Source organism: Polaromonas sp. (assembly GCF_012927455.1).
In the GTDB taxonomy this organism is placed as follows: Bacteria; Pseudomonadota; Gammaproteobacteria; order Burkholderiales; family Burkholderiaceae_C; genus Polaromonas.
Window position 1 is genome coordinate 76,321 of sequence record NZ_JABBPE010000003.1, and the last position, 16,735, is coordinate 93,055.

Genomic DNA, 16,735 nt, shown 5'->3' on the forward strand with positions numbered 1-16,735 from the left:
TGTTGCCGCAGCATCGGTTGAATTCGGATCTGCCTGTAAATTGCTATTTATTTTATAGCTGCTTATGCCCGTGTATGTTGGGCCATGGCCTTGTTCTGCACCCGATATCGAGTCAGTCGCTGCCCAGTTTCAGGCGGCTGGGCTGACGTTTTTCAATCGCCCATTTCAGCAGCGCAGCACAGCGGAAAACACCATGGGCAAACTTGCCGTAAGGCAGCGTGGCAAACAGCGCCATCACCACGCCCAGGTGCAGCGCCAGCAGCACAGCCATGGCAGCGCTGTCGCGCCAGAGCAGCAGGGCCAAGCCGCTCAGGCTGGTAAAAAACAGCAGGGCGATGAAGCCGCGGTCCATCGGTTGTTGCGCCGCATCGCCGTGCTGCGGGTGGCGCCGCAGGTTCAGCCACAGCAACCCGGCCGGGCCTATCAACAGGCCGATGCCGCCTGCGCTGCCGAGCAACACCGGCACGCTGTTGAAGCTGTAGGGCGCCGGCCACTTGAGCAGATAGTGGTACAGCGTGGCCACGCAGGTCGCGGCAAAACACAGCATGAAGCCATAAAAAGTCAGGTGGTGAAAACGCCGCCGCCACAGCGTGAAAGCGTCGTCAGCTTCGTTGCAGCCTTCGCCATGGCCGCCGCCCAGATACTTCAGGCGCAGGGAATCCGAGGCCGCTTCGGCCATGGCAGCCCCCGATACATGGCCTGGCGAGACCTCGCGCCAGAACTTGCGCACGCCCAGGCCGAGTGCCAGCGCGGCAAATATAAAAACTGGCGCGAACATTGACACCAGCAGGTTGTGCGGAAAGATGGCGTAGAAGTTGCCCGCCAGCGGCGCGTGCAGCAGCGTGCCTTGCAACGCCACCGCCAGCAGCAAAAACAGCGCCAAGCCTGCTGCCAGCGCCAGCGAAAGCGTCAGGCCGTTGCGCTGGTACAGCGCGCCCAGCGCCGGTGGCCAGGCGTAGTCGGCATAGCTTTGGCCGCGCACCCGGGCCATGGCCTGCGGCACATTGACGGCAAACTCGTGCGGCGGCGCGTACTGGCAGGCGTGCAGGCAGGCGCCGCAGTTGTGGCACAAATTGGCCAGGTAGTGGATGTCGGCCTTGCCAAATTCCAGGCGCCGCGTCATGGCGGGGAACACCGCGCAAAAACCTTCGCAATAGCGGCATGCGTTGCAGATCTGCAGCTGCCGGCTCACTTCGGACTCGTACCGCGTCAGCACCGCTTCACCGCTTGCGAGCGCGCGCGCTTCACGCGTCAAGGCTTCAAGCTGCTGCATGAACTGCTCCTGTATTTATGGCAGCCTGCGCAGCCTGTACGCCGGCTATACGGCCAAAGGCAGTGCCGATCGTCATGCCGACACCGGCCGTATAACCCTTGCCCAGCACGTTGCCGGCCATGATTTCACCGGCGGCAAACAGGTTGGCACTGGGCACTCCGCCAAATCGCACGGCGGTGGTTTCATCGGTCTTCAGGCCGAGGTAGGTGAAGGTGATGCCGGGCTTGAGCGCGTAGCCATAAAACGGCGCCGTGTCGATGGGCCGGGCCCAGTGCGACTTGGCCGGTGCCAGGCCGTCGGTGTGGCAGTCGTCGAGCGCGGTATGGTCGAAGCTGCCGCCGCGGCAAGCGGCGTTGTAATGGTTCAGGGTCTGCGCGAACGTGGCCTGGTCCAGTCCCAACTGGCGCGCCAGATCGGTCAGGCTGTCGGCCTTGACCCCGGCAAACACCGGCGGCATGAAGCGGCCAACGGCCTTGGCGTCGATGATGGAATAAGCCATCTGCCCGGGCTGCTGCGCCACCAGCCGTCCCCAGATCGCATAGCGCTTGGGCCAGAAATCTTCGCCCTCATCGTAAAAGCGCTCGGCCTTCTGGTTCACCACCACGCCAAGCGACACGCAATCGATCCGCGTGCAAATGCCGCCGTCGTAGAGCGGCGCGCGCGCGTCGATGGCCACCATATGCGCCTGCGTCGGCTCGCCAATCGTGTCGGCGCCCTGCTCTATCAGGTCGCGCAGCAGCACGCCCATGTTGAAGCGCGTGCCGCGTATGGCAAAGTTGTCGGCTGGCCATTCACCGGCCTCGTTCTGACCCCAGGCTTCGCGCAGCCACGCGAGGTTGGACTCGAAGCCGCCGCTCGCCACCACGCAGGCACGCGCCTCAATGCGCTTTGACGCGCAGTGCGCCGCGACAAAGCGGCCTGCCTCCAATTCCAGTCGGTCCACTGGCGAGTCGTAGCAGACCTGCACGCCCAGCGCTTCGGCGCTGCGGTAGTAGGCGTTCATCAACGCCTTGCCGCCGCCCATGAAAAAGGCATTGGTGCGCGACAGCTGCAATGTGCCCGACAGCGAGGGCTGAAAGCGCACGCCGTGCTGGCGCATCCAGCCGCGGCAGTGCGAAGACGCCCGAATCGCCAGCCGCGCCAGCGCCTCGTTGGTCTGCCCGCCGGTGACCTTGAGCAGGTCCTGCCAGTACTCCTCTTCCGGATAGGCCTCGCTCAACACGTCCTGCGGCGCATCGTGCATGCAGCGCAGATTGCGCGTGTGCTGCGAGTTGCCGCCGCGCCATTCACGCGGCGCCGCTTCCAGCAGCAACACGCTGGCGCCGGCCTCAACCGCCATCAGCGCGGCGCACAGCGCGGCATTGCCGCCGCCAATCACCAGCACATCAACCATGCAACACCATACTAGTTCCTCAATCGGCGTGAATGCCGGCGCGCTTGACGATGTCGCTCCAGATTTTTTGCTCGTCCGCAATGAAGGACGCAAACTCGTTGGAAGGCCCGCCGCCGCTTATTGCGTTGTCGCTAGCAAAGCGCGCCGTCACGGCCGACGATTTGAGCGCCTTGAGCGATTCTTCCTGCAGGCGTTTGACGATGTCCGCCGGCGTTCCGGCCGGTGCCAAAATGCCGTACCACTGTGAGGTCTCGAAGTTCTTGAAACCCATTTCAGCTACCGTCGGCACGTCGGGCAGCGCCGAGATGCGCTGGCTGGTTCCGACCGCGATGGCGCGCAGCTTGCCGCTCTTGATGTACGCGCTCAAGGCGGGCAGGCCAGCCGACGAAGCCTGGGTGCGGCCCGACAGCAGATCGGTCAGTTGCGGGCCGGTGCCGCGGTAGGGAATGTGCGTGATGAACATGCCGCTGACCAGCTTGAGGTATTCCATTGCCAGGTGCCCGGCGCTGGCGTTGCCGGCCGAGCCGTAATTGAGCACGCCCGGATTCTTCTTGGCGTAGGCCACAAACTCCTTAAAGTTTCTCGCCGGTACATCGGGATGAATCACAAAGACGTTGGGTACCTTGGCCAGCAAGGTCACCGGGATGAAATCCTTGTTCACGTCATAAGGCTGGTTTTTCAGCATGTAGGGGTTGACGGCCAGCGTGCCGACATGGCCCAGGATGATGGTGTGGCCGTCGGGCGCAGACTTTGCCACCTCCTGCATCGCCACTGTGCCGGCCCCGCCCGGCTTGTTCTCTACATAGACGCTTTGCCCAAGCTGTTTGCTAAGTTCGGCGGCCACCGAGCGCGCGACGATTTCAGACGTTCCGCCAGGCGCAAACGGCACCACAAAGCGGACCGCGCGAGATGGCCAGGCCGCTTGCGCCATGGCCGGCAGGCCCAGCGCCAAAGCTCCCAGACCAGCGCCCAGGCCAGCGGCCTGCAGCAGGGTGCGGCGGGAAATTGAATGCTTCATCATGAGATGTCTCTTTCTTTTGGGTTATTGCGCGGGCATCCGGCCGGAACATTTAGAACTGGTAGCGGCGCAAGCCACCATCCACCGGAATCACAGCGCCAGTGATGTAGCTGGCCAGCGGCGACGACAAAAAGCACACCAGGTTGGCCAGGTCTTCCGGCTCGCCATAACGGCCCACGGGGATTTCGTTGTCGCACTGCCACTGCCGGTACTCGGGCGTGTAGTTGCGAAAAATCTGTTCTGAATGAATCCGCCCCGGCGCAATGGAATTGACCGTGATGCCGTTCTTGCCCACCATGCGGCTTAGCCCCTTGGCCCAGCTGTGAATGCCGGCCTTGGCGCAGAACGCGCCATTGACATGGTCGGGCTCGCTCTTGCCGGTGATGCAGATGATGCGGCCCCAGTTGCGTGCAATCATCTGATCGAGCAGCGCCTGCGCGACCTGGCGCGGGCGGTGAAAGTTCAGGGTGATGGCTTCCTGCCAGCGCTCTTCACTGACATGCAGGTCGGCAAAGGAGCGCGAGCCACCGGCGTTGTTGACCAGAATGTCTAGGCCGCCCAGGCCCGCCAGGGCAGCATCGGTCAGCGTTTTGGCGGCGTCTTCAGCGTACAGATCGGACTCGATCACCACCGGACGGTGGCCGCCCCGACTGACAATTTCATCGGCCACCTGGTTGAGCAGCGCCACGCGCCGCGCCGAAATCGCCAGCCTGACGCCCTCGGCCGCCAGCGCCAGCGCAATGCCGCGGCCAATGCCGGTGCTGGCGCCCGTGACCAGCGCGGTCTTATCTTTGAGTTGCAGATCCATGGTGTCTCTCGGTGGCAAAGGTGAACGGTCTTTGAAGCGCAATGTAGCGCTTAAAGCCGCTCGGCGAAAGCCGGCCTCACGCATGAGGCCATCACAAATCGTGATGGCAAAGGCGTGGCCGGCACGGCGGCCTCAGCGGGCCAGCAGCTTGGCCCCGACCCAGCGGCCTGAGCGCACCGCTTCGCTCGCGCAATCGGCCAGCACCACGCGCGCGGCCAAGGCGGCGGGCGACAACTCGTCGTCCGACAGGCTGCACAGCGCGTTGCCGCGACGCGCCAGCGTGTCGGTGATTTGCGCCAGATGAAAGCGCTGCGGCGCATCCTGAAAACGGCTCACCGCAGCCCACGGCTGCAGCGTACAGCCCAGGCCGCTGTCGACCGCATCCATCAGCATGGCCAGCGAGTCGATTTCGGCCACCAGCGTGGGCCTGAATTTGGCCCGCGCAAAGGCGCTTTCCAGCGTGCTGCGCAAACCGTGCAGCCCGGTCGGCAAGATCAGCGGCAGCCCGGCCAGCTGCGCCAGCTTGACGCGGGCCGCTGGTTCGCGCAACAGGGAGCGGCGCGACTGGATCAGGAACAGTTTTTCCTCCAGCAGCGGCATGACGCTCCAGCGCCGCCCTGCCTGGGTGTTGAAGAGCATGGCCAGGTCCAGCTGGCGCGCATTGAGCATGGCCGTCAGGTGCCCGGACAGGCTCTCTACCATGTGCAGGCGCACATCGGGATAGCGTTCACGCATGGCCAGCAGCAAGGGCAGACCCAGCACGGCGGCGGTGCTGGGCGCCAAACCAACGCTGACCGTGCCCGACAGGCGCGACTGCTGCGCCGCACGCGCGGCCTGCTCGGCATGGCGCAGCACCAATTGCGCCTCGCGAAAAAAAGCCAGCCCGGCCTCGGTCGGCGTCACCCCCTTGGGGCTGCGCTGCAGCAACCGGGTCGACAGCTCGCTTTCAAGCCGGCTGATCTGCTGGCTCAAGGCCGATGGCACCAGCTCCAGGTCCAGCGCGGCCCGGCTGATGCTGCCCATCTCAATCACCCGGACCAGATAACGCAGCTGGCGCAGTTCCATGCAGATTCTCCTTGCGTCGCGCTAGACCATCACCATTTGTGATGCCCTCAATGATCGCATGGTGCAGCGCTCCAGCGTCGAAAACGATGATTCCGGCGCGCGCACCCGGTATTGTTGCGGCTGAGAGGCGCGGGTGTTTTCATGATCTGCGTCATCATGCGGCTTGTTGTCAGCTGGCAAACTGAGGCTCTGAGTACTTGGGGTAGCGGCCGCTGCAGAAGGCAAACCGGCTTTGTATATCTTATTTTCACGGAAGCGTTACACCATGAATGCCCATGAAATCCTCCCATGGCCGGCCGGCGCGACTAACTATGATAATCAGCGGAGCGGCACCCTGGCATCGCGCAGCAACAAACTCCCGGTGACTGACGGAATTTTTCAATGACCTCTCCTGTCGCATCCCTCCCAGTGGCGGCCGGCCTTGCCGCATCGCCTAACGCAGCCCTGATCAAGGTGCTCAACAGCAAATGTTTTTGCATCAGCCTGGACGCCGACGCGCTGCAGCAAGCATTGCAATCGGAAATTGGCCAACCCGACCTGTTTGAGCTGATACGCGAGCGCTGCCCGTACCTGTTCGCGGCGCGCCCGGTGTTTGTGTCGCAAACCCACACGGCGCGCATGGCGCAGTTGGTGCAGTCCATTGAGGCGGTCGTCGCACTGCCGGCTTACCGTGAGGAGGTGTTGGCGCAGTCGCCCGCCATCGCGCGGCATGACCCGGGCGGCGCCAAAGGGGTTTTTTTTGGCTACGATTTTCATGTCACCGAAGACGGCTTCGGACTGATAGAGATCAACACCAACGCGGGCGGCGCCATGCTCAATGCCGTGCTGGCGCGGGCGCAACGTGCCTGCTGCCCGGCGATCGACGAAATGGTGCCGACGCCGGCCAGGGCCGATGCGCTGGAACAACGCATCGTGGCGATGTTCCGCAATGAATGGTCGCTGTCGGGTCATGAAGGGCCGCTGCGCAGCATCGCCATTGTTGACGAAGCGCCAGAGCAACAGTACCTGTACCCCGAGTTTCTGCTGTTTCAGCAACTGTTCCAGCGCCACGGCTTGCAGGCGGTGATCGCTGGCCCGGCCGATTTCAGTTTGCGCGATGGCCTGCTCTGGCACGGCAAGCTGGCCATCGACCTGGTCTACAACCGGCTGACCGATTTTTCATTGGCGAGCCCTGCCAGCGCCACGCTGCGCGAGGCCTACCTGGCCAACGCCATGGTGCTGACGCCGAACCCGCAGGTGCATGCGCTGTACGCGGACAAGCGCAACCTGGCCTTGCTCAGCGATGCGAACCGACTTGATGCCCTGGGTGTGCCGCAGGCCACCCAGGACTTGCTGCTGGCCAGCATTCCACACACCGAAGTGGTCAAACCGGAGAACGCCGAGCGGCTTTGGCGCGAACGCCGGCGCCTTTTCTTCAAGCCCTTTGCCGGTTTTGGCGGCCGTGCCGCCTACCGTGGCGACAAGCTGACGCAGCGCGTCTGGCAAGACATTCTTGCGGGCGACTATGTCGCGCAGGCGCTGGTCATGCCCGGTGAGCGAACGATTTCTGGCGAACCGCCAGCGCAGGTGCTGAAGTTCGATCTGCGCGACTATGTCTACGACGGCCAGGTGCAATGGGTGGCGGCAAGGCTTTACCAGGGCCAGACCACCAACTTCCGCACGCCCGGCGGCGGCTTTGCGCCGGTGTATGAAGGGCCGGCATGAGGGCGCCATGCGCCGCAGGCAAGCTAACGCCGTCAAGCCACGCACAACGATGAATACAAGCCAAGCCCCCAGGAAAACACAATGAGCGCCGGACACGACCACGGGCATTCCCATGCCCCCGCCCAATTCAACACAGCCTTCGCCATAGGCATTACGCTGAACATCGCTTTTGTACTCATTGAAGGTTTTTATGGCTGGAAGATCAATTCGCTGGCCCTGCTGGCCGACGCCGGCCACAACCTGAGCGACGTCGCGGGGCTGGTGCTGGCCTGGGGTGGCGCGCTGGCGGGCAGGCTGCGGCCCGATGTGCGCCACACCTACGGCTGGAAGCGCGCGTCCATCCTCGCCGCCTTCGTCAATGCCTTGCTGCTGCTGGTGGCCATGGGTTCGCTGGCCTGGGAAGCGTTCGGTCGCCTGGGCCGGCCGGAGGCCACCGAGGGCTGGACCATCATCGGCGTAGCCGCTGTCGGTATCGTCATCAACACCGCCACCGCTTTGCTGTTTATGCGCGGACGCAAGGACGACCTGAACATTCGCGGCGCCTTTTTGCACATGGCGGGCGACGCACTGGTGTCGCTGGGCGTGGTGATAGGCGGCGCGCTTTACCTGTGGCAGGGCTGGGACTGGATCGACCCGGTGATGAGCCTGGCGATTGCCGTGGTGATCGTGCTGGGCACCTGGAGCCTGTTCAGGCAGTCGCTGCACCTGCTGTTTGACGGCGTGCCCGAGGGCGTCGATCTGGCCGCAGTGCGCCAGCTGCTGCTGGGCCTACCCGGGGTGGCCGAGGTGCACGACCTGCACGTCTGGGCCATGGGCACCTCACAGACCGCACTGACGGCGCACCTCGTGTTGAACGATCAGACGTCCGATGTGGGCGCCGTGCTGCACCAGGCCGAACACGAACTGCACGAGCACTTCAAAATCCGGCATGTCACCTTGCAGGTCGAACCTGCGGCCTATGCGCGCCTGTGCGCGCTGCGTGGCAACACAGGCTGCGCGCAGCCGGGCGGACAGGCCACTGCTGCTGTTGAAATCGGCTGATGTGCCTCAGCCTTTAGGGACCGGACCGATCGGGTCTGCCTGCGATCCCTGCGATCCCTGCAGGCCGTGCGGTGGCGCCGTGGCGATGGCCGCCTTGATTTCAGCCAGTTCGGCCCGCATCAGCGGTAGATGCTGCGGATAGTCGCGCTGCATGAAATCGATCAGCGCCTCGCGCACCTTGCAGCGCAAGTCCCAGTTCAAGCTGGAATTGGCCGAGGTCACCAGGACACGCAGTTGCATGCTGCGCTCACCGGCTTCAACCAGTTGCAGCAGGCACAGCCGCTTGTCCCACTCGGGCGCGGCCTCGCAGGCGCGCTGAGCCGCCTCGCGCAGCGGCGCCAGCGGCATGCGGTAATCGACCCAGACGAAAACCGTGCCGATGATCTGGGCGTTGCTGCGGGTCCAGTTCTGGAACGGGTTTTCAATAAACCATTGCAGCGGAATGATCAGGCGGCGCTCGTCCCAGATTTTCAGCACCACATAGGTGCCGGTGATTTCCTCGACGCGGCCCCACTCGCCCTGAATAATCAGCACGTCGTCAATGCGAAACGGTTGCGCCAGCGCGATCTGTAGCCCGGCGATCAGGTTGCTGAAGACCGGCCGCGCCGCGATACCGGCCACAATGCCGACCACGCCGGCTGAAGCCAGCAGGCTGGCGCCGAACTGCCGCGCCTCGGGGAATGTCATCAGCATCAGCGCCAGCCCGGTCAGCAGCACGATGAACATCGCCGTGCGGGCCAGCATGCGGGTCTGGGTGTGAATGCGGCGCGCCTGCAGATTGTCTTCAACATCCACCGGATGCAGGCGGACAACGCCTTGCGCCAGGCCGCGCGCCACACGCAGGCCCAGCCAGGTCAGGGTCGTCAGCAGCAGCAGCACGTTGGCATGGCGCACCCCGGCGATCAGCGGAAAGGTGTTGGGCGCGACCTGCCAGACGGCTTGCAGCGCAATCAGCGGCAGCAGCAGCAGGGCCGGCGCCCGGCAATGGCGCGCCACCACGTCCGTCACCGGCATGGTGCGCGTCATGCGCAGCACAATCGTCGAACTGATGCGGTGCACCAGCAAGGCCAGCAGGATGCTGATCAGGGCGGCCACCAGGATATGCAACGACGAGTCATCGGCCCAGGAGATCAGCTCAGCAATATTCATGGGCCTTTTCAATTTCGCAATCCTTTAATCCTTCAATGGTCTTGGCCTCGCCGTCACGCAGCGCGGGGCCTGACCAGCGCGGCCGCCAGTTTGGCATTGACACGCGCCAGTTCCACATCGTCGGCAAAGGCCAGCGCCACGCCCATGCGGCGCTTGACAAAACTCTCGGGCTTGCCGAACAGCCGCAAATCGGTGCCCGGCACGCGCAGCGCCTCGGCCACGCCGTCAAAGACGATGCCCTGGGCATCAACGCCACCATAAATCACGGCGCTGGCGCCCGGACTTTTCAGCGCGGTATTGACCGGCAAACCCAAAATGGCGCGCGCATGCAGCTCAAACTGGCTTTGCCACTGCGTGGCCATCGTCACCATGCCGGTGTCGTGCGGGCGCGGGCTGACTTCACTGAACCACACCGCGTCGCCCTTGACAAACAACTCCACGCCAAAAACGCCCAGCCCCGAGGGCTTGCCGTCAAAACCAGCGCCCAGGTTGTCGGTCACGGCCTTGGCGATGTCGCGGCTCTTTTGCAGCGCTGCCGCGGGCATGGCGTGCGGCTGCCAGCTTTCCACGTAGTCGCCAGCGACCTGGACATGACCGATGGGCTCGCAAAAATGCGTTTCAACCTGGCCATCGGCCCCCAGAGCGCGCACTGTGAGCTGCGTGATCTCGTAGTCAAAATCAATAAAGCCTTCAACAATCACGCGGCCACCGGCCACGCGCCCGCCCGCCATGGCGTGGTCCCAGGCGGCTTGCACATCGGACAAACCGGAAATTTTGCTCTGGCCCTTGCCCGACGAACTCATGACCGGCTTGACGACGCAGGGGTAGCCGATCTTGGTGTCGATGGCGGCTTGCAGCTCTTGCGCGGAGTCGCAAAACACATAGGGGCTGGTCGGCAGGTCCAGCGTTTCGGCCGCCAACCGCCGGATGCCTTCGCGGTCCATGGTCAGGCGCGCGGCGCGCGCCGTCGGGATCACGCGCACGCTGCCGGCCGCTTCGAGTTGTTCCAGCATAGCCGTGGCAATCGCTTCAATTTCAGGCACCACCAGATCGGGCTTTTCTTTTTCAATCAGCGCCTTCAATTGCGCCGGGTCGCTCATGGTGATGGTGCGCGCATGGTGCGCCACCTGCTGGCCGGGCGCGTGCTCGTAACGGTCTACGGCAATCGTTTCTACGCCCAGGCGCTGCAGCGCAATCAGCACTTCCTTGCCAAGCTCGCCGGCGCCTAGCAGCATGACTTTGGTGGCGTGGGGGGACAAAGGGGTTCCGATGGTGGGCATAAGGGCCAGAGAAGTAGTTTGAAAAGAGACGCGGCAAAACAGCTGCCGAACGCTGCAATTTACCGCAACTTGTCCGGGGTCTGAGAAATTGGCTTGCCGGCCGCCCGAAAAGTCCGGGGACAATGCGGCGATGACTTCAGCTGCCTCTTCAGTCGCCACCTCACCGATTTTCTCGGTTCAGTCCCTGAGCAAACGCTACGGCACGACCACCGTCGTCAACGATCTTTCCTTCGACATCGCACCCGGTGAATGCCTGGGCGTGATTGGCCCGAACGGCGCCGGCAAAACCACCACCATCCGCATGTGCCTGGGCTTGACGGCGCCCGACGCCGGCCGCATCACGGCCTTCGGCTTGCAGATGCCGCACGATGCGCTGGCCATCAAGGAGCGCCTCGGCATCGTCAGCCAGTTTGACAGCCTGGATCCGGATTTTTCCTGCGCCGAAAACCTGCTGGTGTTTGGCCGCTATTTTGGCCTGAAAGACGCGGTCATCAAGGCGCGCATCCCCAAGCTGCTGGAGTTTGCCGCGCTCACGCACAAGGCCGACGCCAAGCTCAGCGAGCTTTCTGGCGGCATGAAACGGCGTCTGAGCCTGGCGCGCGCGCTGGTCAATGACCCGCAATTGCTGCTGCTCGACGAACCGACCACCGGGCTGGACCCGCAGGCGCGGCATCTGATGTGGGAGCGGCTGCAGCGGCTGGTGCAGCAGGGCAAATCGATTTTGCTGACGACCCATTTCATGGACGAGGCCGAACGCCTGTGCAACCGACTGCTGGTGCTGGACCACGGCAAGAAAATGACCGAAGGCGCGCCGCGCCAGCTGATTGCCGACAACCTGGAGCCCGATGTGGTCGAGGTCTATGGCGCGGGCGCACTGGCGCTCGCCGATTCGCCGCTGAAAGCGCTGGCTGCGCGCACCGAAGTCAGCGGTGAGACGGTATTTTTCTACACGCAAAATGCCAAGCGGCTGCTGGACGCACTGACGGCGTACCCGCAGCTGCGCACGCTGCACCGCCCTGCCAACCTGGAAGACCTGTTCTTGAAGCTGACAGGCCGACAGATACGAGAGGATGCATGATGTCTGCCCTACCCCCACCGGCCCCGCTATCCCCCTTACCTACCCCCACGCCCTGGCGCGACCTGTTCAGGGCGCCGCAACTGAGCTGGCGCTGGTTGCCCGTCTTTCGCCGCAACCTGCTGGTCTGGCGCAAGCTTGCCATTCCCAGCCTGGTTGGCAACATCGCCGAGCCGCTGATCACGCTGGTGGCCTTTGGCTACGGGCTGGGCGCGCTGGTCGGACAGGTTCAGCTTGACGGCGCGGCCGTGCCCTACATCCTGTTTCTGGCCAGCGGCGCGATCTGCATGAGCGCCATGAATGCCGCATCCTTCGAGGCGCTGTACTCGGCCTTTTCACGCATGCATGTGCAGCGCACCTGGGACGGCATCATGAACGCGCCGGTGCGGCTTGACGACGTGGTGCTGGCCGAAATGCTCTGGGCCGCGTTCAAGGCGCTGTTCACCACCACGGTGATTCTGGGCGTGATGCTGGTGCTGGGCATCAGCCACAGCCCCATGCTGCTGCTGGCCTGGCCGCTGCTCGGGCTGGTCGGCATCGTGTTCTCCAGCATTGCGCTGATCTTTAACGCACTGGCCAAGGGCTACGATTTTTTCACTTACTACTTCTCACTGTTCCTGACGCCCACGATGTTTTTGAGTGGCGTGTTCTTTCCGCGCGATCAGCTGCCCGGCGTGATGCGGGTGATTTCCGACTGGTTGCCGCTAACGGCTGCGGTGGAGCTGATACGCCCGCTGTTTCTGGGCCAGTGGCCAGCGCATGCGGCGCAGCATATGGCCGTCCTGCTGGCCTATGCGGTGATTGGTTTCTGGCTGGCGCTGGCGCTGACGCGCAAGCGTTTTCGGAGTTGATCGGCAATTGAGCCGCAACGAGCGCCCATAACCCGATTTACCGACAAATAATGCCTGTAGCCCAATCAGGACGGGCGCAAGCAGCTATCTAATTAATAGCAAAGGACCGGCTCACGCCACCTCTAGGCAGCTCAGCGCACCCGCGCAGCCTTCAACTCACCTTGATCGTCGCCCACATGCCGTCGATGAAGTGCGGACGCACGTTGCAAATCACCAGATAGCTTCCGGGATTGGCGAAAGACACCGACTCCACCCGGTTTGGCGAGTTGGAGGGGTCCGAGGTTGGAGCGATGCCCGGAGGTGGACCGCCTGTCGTGCGAATGCCGAGGTAATGAACCGGCAGCGCGCTGGGCGGCGCCGGCTCATAGAGAAACAGACCGGCGGGCGGCACCACGATTTGCCCCAGCACCACACCCGGCGCAAAAACAATGATCTGGTGAAAGCCGGCAACAACGAAATTCACCACACCAGCCTTGTTCACCTTGATCTCACGCGGCAGGATGTGGTGATTGGCCGCGTTGCCCGGCTGCGCGGTGTTGAGCCCGGCGCCGAACGACACCGTCACGCTGGCACGGTCGTTGTCAATGTCGTGGACATGCTCCTGAACACGGTCTACAAAGCCTTGAAGCTTTTCCTTCGTGCTTCCTTGAGCCCATGAGCGGTGCGGAGCCAGCCCCAACGCAGCGACACCCCATATCAAACCGGTGGAAACCTTGCGACGATCCATAACGATCTCCTTGTGTTTAGTTTTGGGGTTTTGCCACAAGCCCATGAGAAACAGCTCGCCAGACCCCGGCTAACAAGCTGCGCGAACGCTACGCAAAGTGACCCAGCGCCATTTCAGAACGCCGTTTCCTGTCAAAGCTAGCGCCATCCAGCAGTATTTATGAATGCATTCAAATCACCAAGGGACGTTTCCTTTTTGCGCCACATTTACATCTGAAAACTTCCAGCTTCGTGTCAGCCCGCGGGCGCAATCCGGCGCCAACCACGCGTGGCAGCGGGTGGCGACAGGCATTCACAGCGCTACTATTTTCATAGCTACTCACGCCCGTATTACATTGGCTAGCGGCCTAAAAAACCATTAAAAGAAGTTAACGGCAGCGCACAGGGAGCAAAAGCACAGCAAGCGGATGCTGCAGCTGCTCAATTGGCGGCAAAGCAGTACAGCAGCCCGCTGCCACCGGTAGATTTGAGCGCTTCCATGCCGCAGCCGCGCGTGGCGTGCGAGGCGTTCCACGATTTCATCGGGGCAGACTCGTTCAGCCCGATACGGTCGTGGTGGCCGACCATGGCCGAGCCTTCTCCGCTCTTGGTCCAGTTGCCGCAGGTGGTGTCGGCGGCTGAAGTGTCGACGCGGCCATCGGCGCTGGAGCCGGTCAGGATGTCGTGCATATTGACCGTGTCGCCGCGGCCACTGATGACCTCGCCTTTTTCCGTCAGCGAGTTCTGCTTGCTGAGTTTGTTGTCGGGCCCGTGCAGGTCATCGACGCTGCTGGCCACTACCACGCCCTTGGCGTTTTGCCACGGGCCGCGGCCAATGCGGTCGCGCGCATTGACGGCCGCGGCCGCGCCGCTGGCCGTGCTGCTGAGGTAGGCGCGCCAGTTCTTGGCGCTGGAACCGGCTGAGGTGGCAAGCTTCTGGCAATAGGCATCGGCGCCGGCCAGGCCGCCGAGGTCGGCGCCCTGGCCCGGGTTGGCGCTGGTCAAGAAAAAGCTCATCGGGCTCTGCGAGGTCGTGGACATCGGCGCGCAAGCGGCCAGTGCGCAGACCGAAGCCAAAAGAGCGTGTTTGATTTGTGATTGCATGGCTGTCTCCTCGAGCGGGTTGGTTTTCAGGGGGTTGAAATGCCATTGCACGATACCCTGAGTGCCGATCAGATTCAACCGGGTATCCCTCGGGCGCCCGCGCTCGCCGCGCCGGCCCGGCTCAGGCCAATGCTGCGATCGATCTCGCGCTCCGTGGATTCCGTTGGCTCCGCGCCGGCGGGGCAATTTGCCGATCAGCTACATCCCGGTGTCGTAGAAAAACTCCTCGCGCGCTATCTTGCCGTCGCGCACTGTGTAAAGACCGACCTCGTCCAGCTTCATCCGCTTACCCGAGGGCTTGTTGGTGACGTCGTACTGGAAGCCCACGACAAAGCGGTCTCCATGCGGCCACGGGCCCGTCACCACGGCGGAATGCACCTCGTGGTTGTCCCTCCACCATTGGCCCTTAGCTTTGACCGCCGCCAGGCCTTTGGCCTCCTGCTCCATGCCCGGCATGGCCGCGGCTTCCACGCTCACCATGTCGTCGGCAAAAAGTGTCTCCAGCGCCTCGTGGTTTTTGCCTTCCCGGCAAAGCGCCACCATCTTGTTCGCAATCTCCATCGTGTTCATGTGATTTCCTTTGAGTCGGTATTGTTGACACCTGCTGCGCTGCCCGGCGCACGTCAAGCGGCGCGCCGTCTTTGCGCACGCACCTGCTGCACGATGTTGAAACGCCGGCGGCCTGGCCGCAAGCTTCGGGTACAGACCTTAACGACGATTACTTCTACTCACGATCGAGGTTTTAGTTCCCGGCCTTGCCGCTTGCACTGCACCGACCGGTGCCAAGGCATGGCTGGCCAGGGCTGCGAGCAAGCCCCGAAATGCTATTAATTTGATAGCTATTAACGCCCGTTACGTATGGGCTATAGGCTTAAAACACCTGGAAAATAAGTCCAACCCAGTCCTGCGCCCTCCAGCGCTCACAGATCAAAGAAAACCGTTTCCTTATCACCCTGCATGTGAATGTCAAAGCGATACACCGGCCCAGCCCCGGTTATCTCACGCCTGGCCATCAGGGTGGCGCGCCGCCCGGCCGGTACGCTGGTCAGCACCGCATCCGCAGCGTTGGCTTCGGCTTCATCGTCAAAGTAAATCCGTGTGAAGGTGTGCACCAGCAGGCCGCGCATGGTCAGGCAGACGTTAATGAACGGAGCCTGGCCGGGCGCGGCGACGCCGGGCTTGACGGTGTCGAAGGCAAAACAGTTGTGCGCCAGCGTGCCGGTGCCGCAGCGGCCAAAGCCGCTGAAGCCCTTGGCCTGCGCATCGGCCACGGACGTGACGGGCTGGCCGCTGGCGTCGGGCTGGCTGATTTCAAGCAGCGCGTCGCCCACCGGCTGACCGGCGCCGTCAAACACCTGCCCGGTGATGCGGATGTGTTCGCCGGCGGCCTGCGGCTGGGCCAGCAGCGGGCTGAACAGGCTCTTGAGGTCGTAACCGTACTGCGCCGGCGTGAGGCCGTAGGCAAAGTAAGGGCCGACCGTTTGCGAGGGGGTTTGCAGGAGTTTGCGCATGATGGCGGGCCCTTATTCACTACTCAAAACGCGTGCCCTGCGGGCCGCGCAGCACGATGTCAAATACGTAGCCGAGCGCGAAGTCGGGCTCGGTCACGTCCAGGCTGAAGTGGGCGACCATCAGCTCGCGCGTCCCTGGAGGCACGCCCTGGTAGATCGGGTCATGGGCGAGCAGCGGGTCGCCGGGGAAATACATCTGCGTCACCAGCCGGCTGGCAAAGTAGTCGCCGAACAGGGAAAAGTGAATGTGCCTGGGCCGCCAGGCGTTGGGGTGATTGCCCCAGGGATAGGCGCCGGGCTGGATGCTCGTGAAACTGTAGCGGCCCTGCTCGTCGGTCAGGCAGCGGCCCGCGCCAGCGAAGTTCGGGTCCAGCGGCGCCTGGTGCTGGTCCGCCCGGTGCACGTAACGACCAGCGGCATTGGCCTGCCACACCTCGACCAACGTGTGACGCACGGGGCGGCCGTCTTCATCGCTGACGCGGCCACAGACAATGATGCGCTCGCCCAGCGGCTCGCCATTTTTGATGGCGTTTTTGGTCAGGTCATGGTCCAGCGGGCCGAGTTGCGCAGCGCCGTAAACCGGCGCATGAAGCTGCGCCAGCGCTTGCTGGATGGGCAGCAAGGCCTGGGTCGGGCCGCGCAGCAGGGTTGATTTGTAGCCCGGGGAAATCAGCGGCGAATGGCTGGCCCAGTCGCGCGGGGCCAGGGCGCTGGCTTCAGGGTCTGGGTTCATCAAGGTCTCCAATAGTCGTCAGCAA

General features: G+C 63.3%; 16 protein-coding genes. 4 read left to right on the forward strand and 12 right to left on the reverse strand.

Going from position 1 to position 16,735, the window contains the following annotated elements:
* Positions 1-112: 112 nt before the first annotated feature.
* The 5 genes from tcuB to HHJ18_RS04715 form a co-directional block, all read right to left on the reverse strand.
* The gene (gene tcuB / locus HHJ18_RS04695) at positions 113-1,273 is read right to left on the reverse strand and encodes a tricarballylate utilization 4Fe-4S protein TcuB (RefSeq protein ID WP_296912061.1); all 1,161 of its coding nucleotides are present in this window, start codon (positions 1,271-1,273) and stop codon (positions 113-115) included.
* Positions 1,260-2,666 (reverse strand): FAD-dependent tricarballylate dehydrogenase TcuA, encoded by a 1,407-nt coding sequence (tcuA, locus tag HHJ18_RS04700; RefSeq protein ID WP_296912064.1) that lies wholly within the window; start codon positions 2,664-2,666, stop codon positions 1,260-1,262. The genes tcuB and tcuA overlap by 14 nt, the downstream gene beginning before the upstream one ends.
* Before the next feature lie 19 nt (positions 2,667-2,685).
* Positions 2,686-3,687 carry a tripartite tricarboxylate transporter substrate binding protein gene (locus HHJ18_RS04705; protein WP_296912067.1) on the reverse strand — a complete coding sequence of 334 codons (1,002 nt, stop codon included), beginning with the start codon at positions 3,685-3,687 and terminating at the stop codon, positions 2,686-2,688.
* 49 nt (positions 3,688-3,736) lie between these two features.
* Positions 3,737-4,492: an SDR family oxidoreductase gene (locus tag HHJ18_RS04710; protein ID WP_296912070.1), complete on the reverse strand. Its 756-nt coding sequence runs from the start codon at positions 4,490-4,492 to the stop codon at positions 3,737-3,739.
* Positions 4,493-4,624: 132 nt separating this feature from the next.
* Positions 4,625-5,557 carry a LysR substrate-binding domain-containing protein gene (locus HHJ18_RS04715; protein WP_296912072.1) on the reverse strand — a complete coding sequence of 311 codons (933 nt, stop codon included), beginning with the start codon at positions 5,555-5,557 and terminating at the stop codon, positions 4,625-4,627.
* A 381-nt stretch (positions 5,558-5,938) separates the two neighbouring features.
* On the opposite strand from HHJ18_RS04715, the gene HHJ18_RS04720 reads away from it, so the two are divergent.
* Together HHJ18_RS04720 and HHJ18_RS04725 are read left to right on the forward strand one after the other, a co-directional pair.
* The gene (locus HHJ18_RS04720; RefSeq protein WP_296912073.1) at positions 5,939-7,261 is read left to right on the forward strand and encodes a hypothetical protein; all 1,323 of its coding nucleotides are present in this window, start codon (positions 5,939-5,941) and stop codon (positions 7,259-7,261) included.
* A gap of 81 nt (positions 7,262-7,342) precedes the next feature.
* Positions 7,343-8,302 (forward strand): cation diffusion facilitator family transporter, encoded by a 960-nt coding sequence (locus HHJ18_RS04725; protein ID WP_296912075.1) that lies wholly within the window; start codon positions 7,343-7,345, stop codon positions 8,300-8,302.
* Between the two features lie 6 nt (positions 8,303-8,308).
* On the opposite strand, the gene HHJ18_RS04730 is transcribed toward HHJ18_RS04725, so the two are convergent.
* Both HHJ18_RS04730 and purT read right to left on the reverse strand, forming a co-directional pair.
* Positions 8,309-9,451: a mechanosensitive ion channel domain-containing protein gene (locus tag HHJ18_RS04730; protein ID WP_296912077.1), complete on the reverse strand. Its 1,143-nt coding sequence runs from the start codon at positions 9,449-9,451 to the stop codon at positions 8,309-8,311.
* Between the two features lie 53 nt (positions 9,452-9,504).
* Positions 9,505-10,731, reverse strand: coding sequence for a formate-dependent phosphoribosylglycinamide formyltransferase (gene purT, locus HHJ18_RS04735; RefSeq protein ID WP_296912081.1), 1,227 nt, complete (start codon positions 10,729-10,731; stop codon positions 9,505-9,507).
* Positions 10,732-10,861: 130 nt separating this feature from the next.
* On the opposite strand from purT, the gene HHJ18_RS04740 reads away from it, so the two are divergent.
* Positions 10,862-11,809 (forward strand): ATP-binding cassette domain-containing protein, encoded by a 948-nt coding sequence (locus HHJ18_RS04740; protein WP_296912083.1) that lies wholly within the window; start codon positions 10,862-10,864, stop codon positions 11,807-11,809.
* A complete protein-coding gene (locus HHJ18_RS04745) occupies positions 11,806-12,657 on the forward strand; it encodes an ABC transporter permease (RefSeq protein ID WP_296912085.1) in 852 nt (283 codons plus the stop codon). The genes HHJ18_RS04740 and HHJ18_RS04745 overlap by 4 nt, the downstream gene beginning before the upstream one ends.
* A 151-nt stretch (positions 12,658-12,808) precedes the next feature.
* Here HHJ18_RS04745 and HHJ18_RS04750 read toward each other — a convergent pair whose 3' ends face one another.
* From HHJ18_RS04750 to pcaH, 5 genes are all read right to left on the reverse strand, one after another.
* Positions 12,809-13,384, reverse strand: coding sequence for a hypothetical protein (locus tag HHJ18_RS04750; RefSeq protein WP_296912088.1), 576 nt, complete (start codon positions 13,382-13,384; stop codon positions 12,809-12,811).
* Positions 13,385-13,803: 419 nt separating this feature from the next.
* A complete protein-coding gene (locus tag HHJ18_RS04755) occupies positions 13,804-14,466 on the reverse strand; it encodes a hypothetical protein (protein ID WP_296912090.1) in 663 nt (220 codons plus the stop codon).
* A gap of 198 nt (positions 14,467-14,664) precedes the next feature.
* Positions 14,665-15,036, reverse strand: coding sequence for a nuclear transport factor 2 family protein (locus HHJ18_RS04760; RefSeq protein WP_296912091.1), 372 nt, complete (start codon positions 15,034-15,036; stop codon positions 14,665-14,667).
* A gap of 350 nt (positions 15,037-15,386) precedes the next feature.
* Entirely contained in the window at positions 15,387-15,977 is a 591-nt protein-coding gene (gene pcaG, locus HHJ18_RS04765) for a protocatechuate 3,4-dioxygenase subunit alpha (protein WP_296912093.1), read from the reverse strand.
* 19 nt (positions 15,978-15,996) lie between these two features.
* Positions 15,997-16,710: a protocatechuate 3,4-dioxygenase subunit beta gene (gene pcaH / locus HHJ18_RS04770; protein ID WP_296912096.1), complete on the reverse strand. Its 714-nt coding sequence runs from the start codon at positions 16,708-16,710 to the stop codon at positions 15,997-15,999.
* Positions 16,711-16,735: the final 25 nt, after the last annotated feature.

Bases quoted from the DNA above. Each gene is read 5' to 3' on its own strand.
- tcuB (WP_296912061.1), bottom strand. From the start codon at position 1,273: ATGCAGCAGCTTGAAGCCTTGACGCGTGAAGCGCGCGCGCTCGCAAGC.
- purT (WP_296912081.1), bottom strand. From the start codon at position 10,731: ATGCCCACCATCGGAACCCCTTTGTCCCCCCACGCCACCAAAGTCATG.
- HHJ18_RS04745 (WP_296912085.1), top strand. From the start codon at position 11,806: ATGATGTCTGCCCTACCCCCACCGGCCCCGCTATCCCCCTTACCTACC.
- pcaG (WP_296912093.1), bottom strand. From the start codon at position 15,977: ATGCGCAAACTCCTGCAAACCCCCTCGCAAACGGTCGGCCCTTACTTT.
- HHJ18_RS04740 (WP_296912083.1), top strand. From the start codon at position 10,862: ATGACTTCAGCTGCCTCTTCAGTCGCCACCTCACCGATTTTCTCGGTT.
- pcaH (WP_296912096.1), bottom strand. From the start codon at position 16,710: ATGAACCCAGACCCTGAAGCCAGCGCCCTGGCCCCGCGCGACTGGGCC.
- HHJ18_RS04720 (WP_296912073.1), top strand. From the start codon at position 5,939: ATGACCTCTCCTGTCGCATCCCTCCCAGTGGCGGCCGGCCTTGCCGCA.
- tcuA (WP_296912064.1), bottom strand. From the start codon at position 2,666: ATGGTTGATGTGCTGGTGATTGGCGGCGGCAATGCCGCGCTGTGCGCC.
- HHJ18_RS04760 (WP_296912091.1), bottom strand. From the start codon at position 15,036: ATGAACACGATGGAGATTGCGAACAAGATGGTGGCGCTTTGCCGGGAA.
- HHJ18_RS04705 (WP_296912067.1), bottom strand. From the start codon at position 3,687: ATGATGAAGCATTCAATTTCCCGCCGCACCCTGCTGCAGGCCGCTGGC.
- HHJ18_RS04730 (WP_296912077.1), bottom strand. From the start codon at position 9,451: ATGAATATTGCTGAGCTGATCTCCTGGGCCGATGACTCGTCGTTGCAT.
- HHJ18_RS04715 (WP_296912072.1), bottom strand. From the start codon at position 5,557: ATGGAACTGCGCCAGCTGCGTTATCTGGTCCGGGTGATTGAGATGGGC.
- HHJ18_RS04755 (WP_296912090.1), bottom strand. From the start codon at position 14,466: ATGCAATCACAAATCAAACACGCTCTTTTGGCTTCGGTCTGCGCACTG.
- HHJ18_RS04750 (WP_296912088.1), bottom strand. From the start codon at position 13,384: ATGGATCGTCGCAAGGTTTCCACCGGTTTGATATGGGGTGTCGCTGCG.
- HHJ18_RS04710 (WP_296912070.1), bottom strand. From the start codon at position 4,492: ATGGATCTGCAACTCAAAGATAAGACCGCGCTGGTCACGGGCGCCAGC.
- HHJ18_RS04725 (WP_296912075.1), top strand. From the start codon at position 7,343: ATGAGCGCCGGACACGACCACGGGCATTCCCATGCCCCCGCCCAATTC.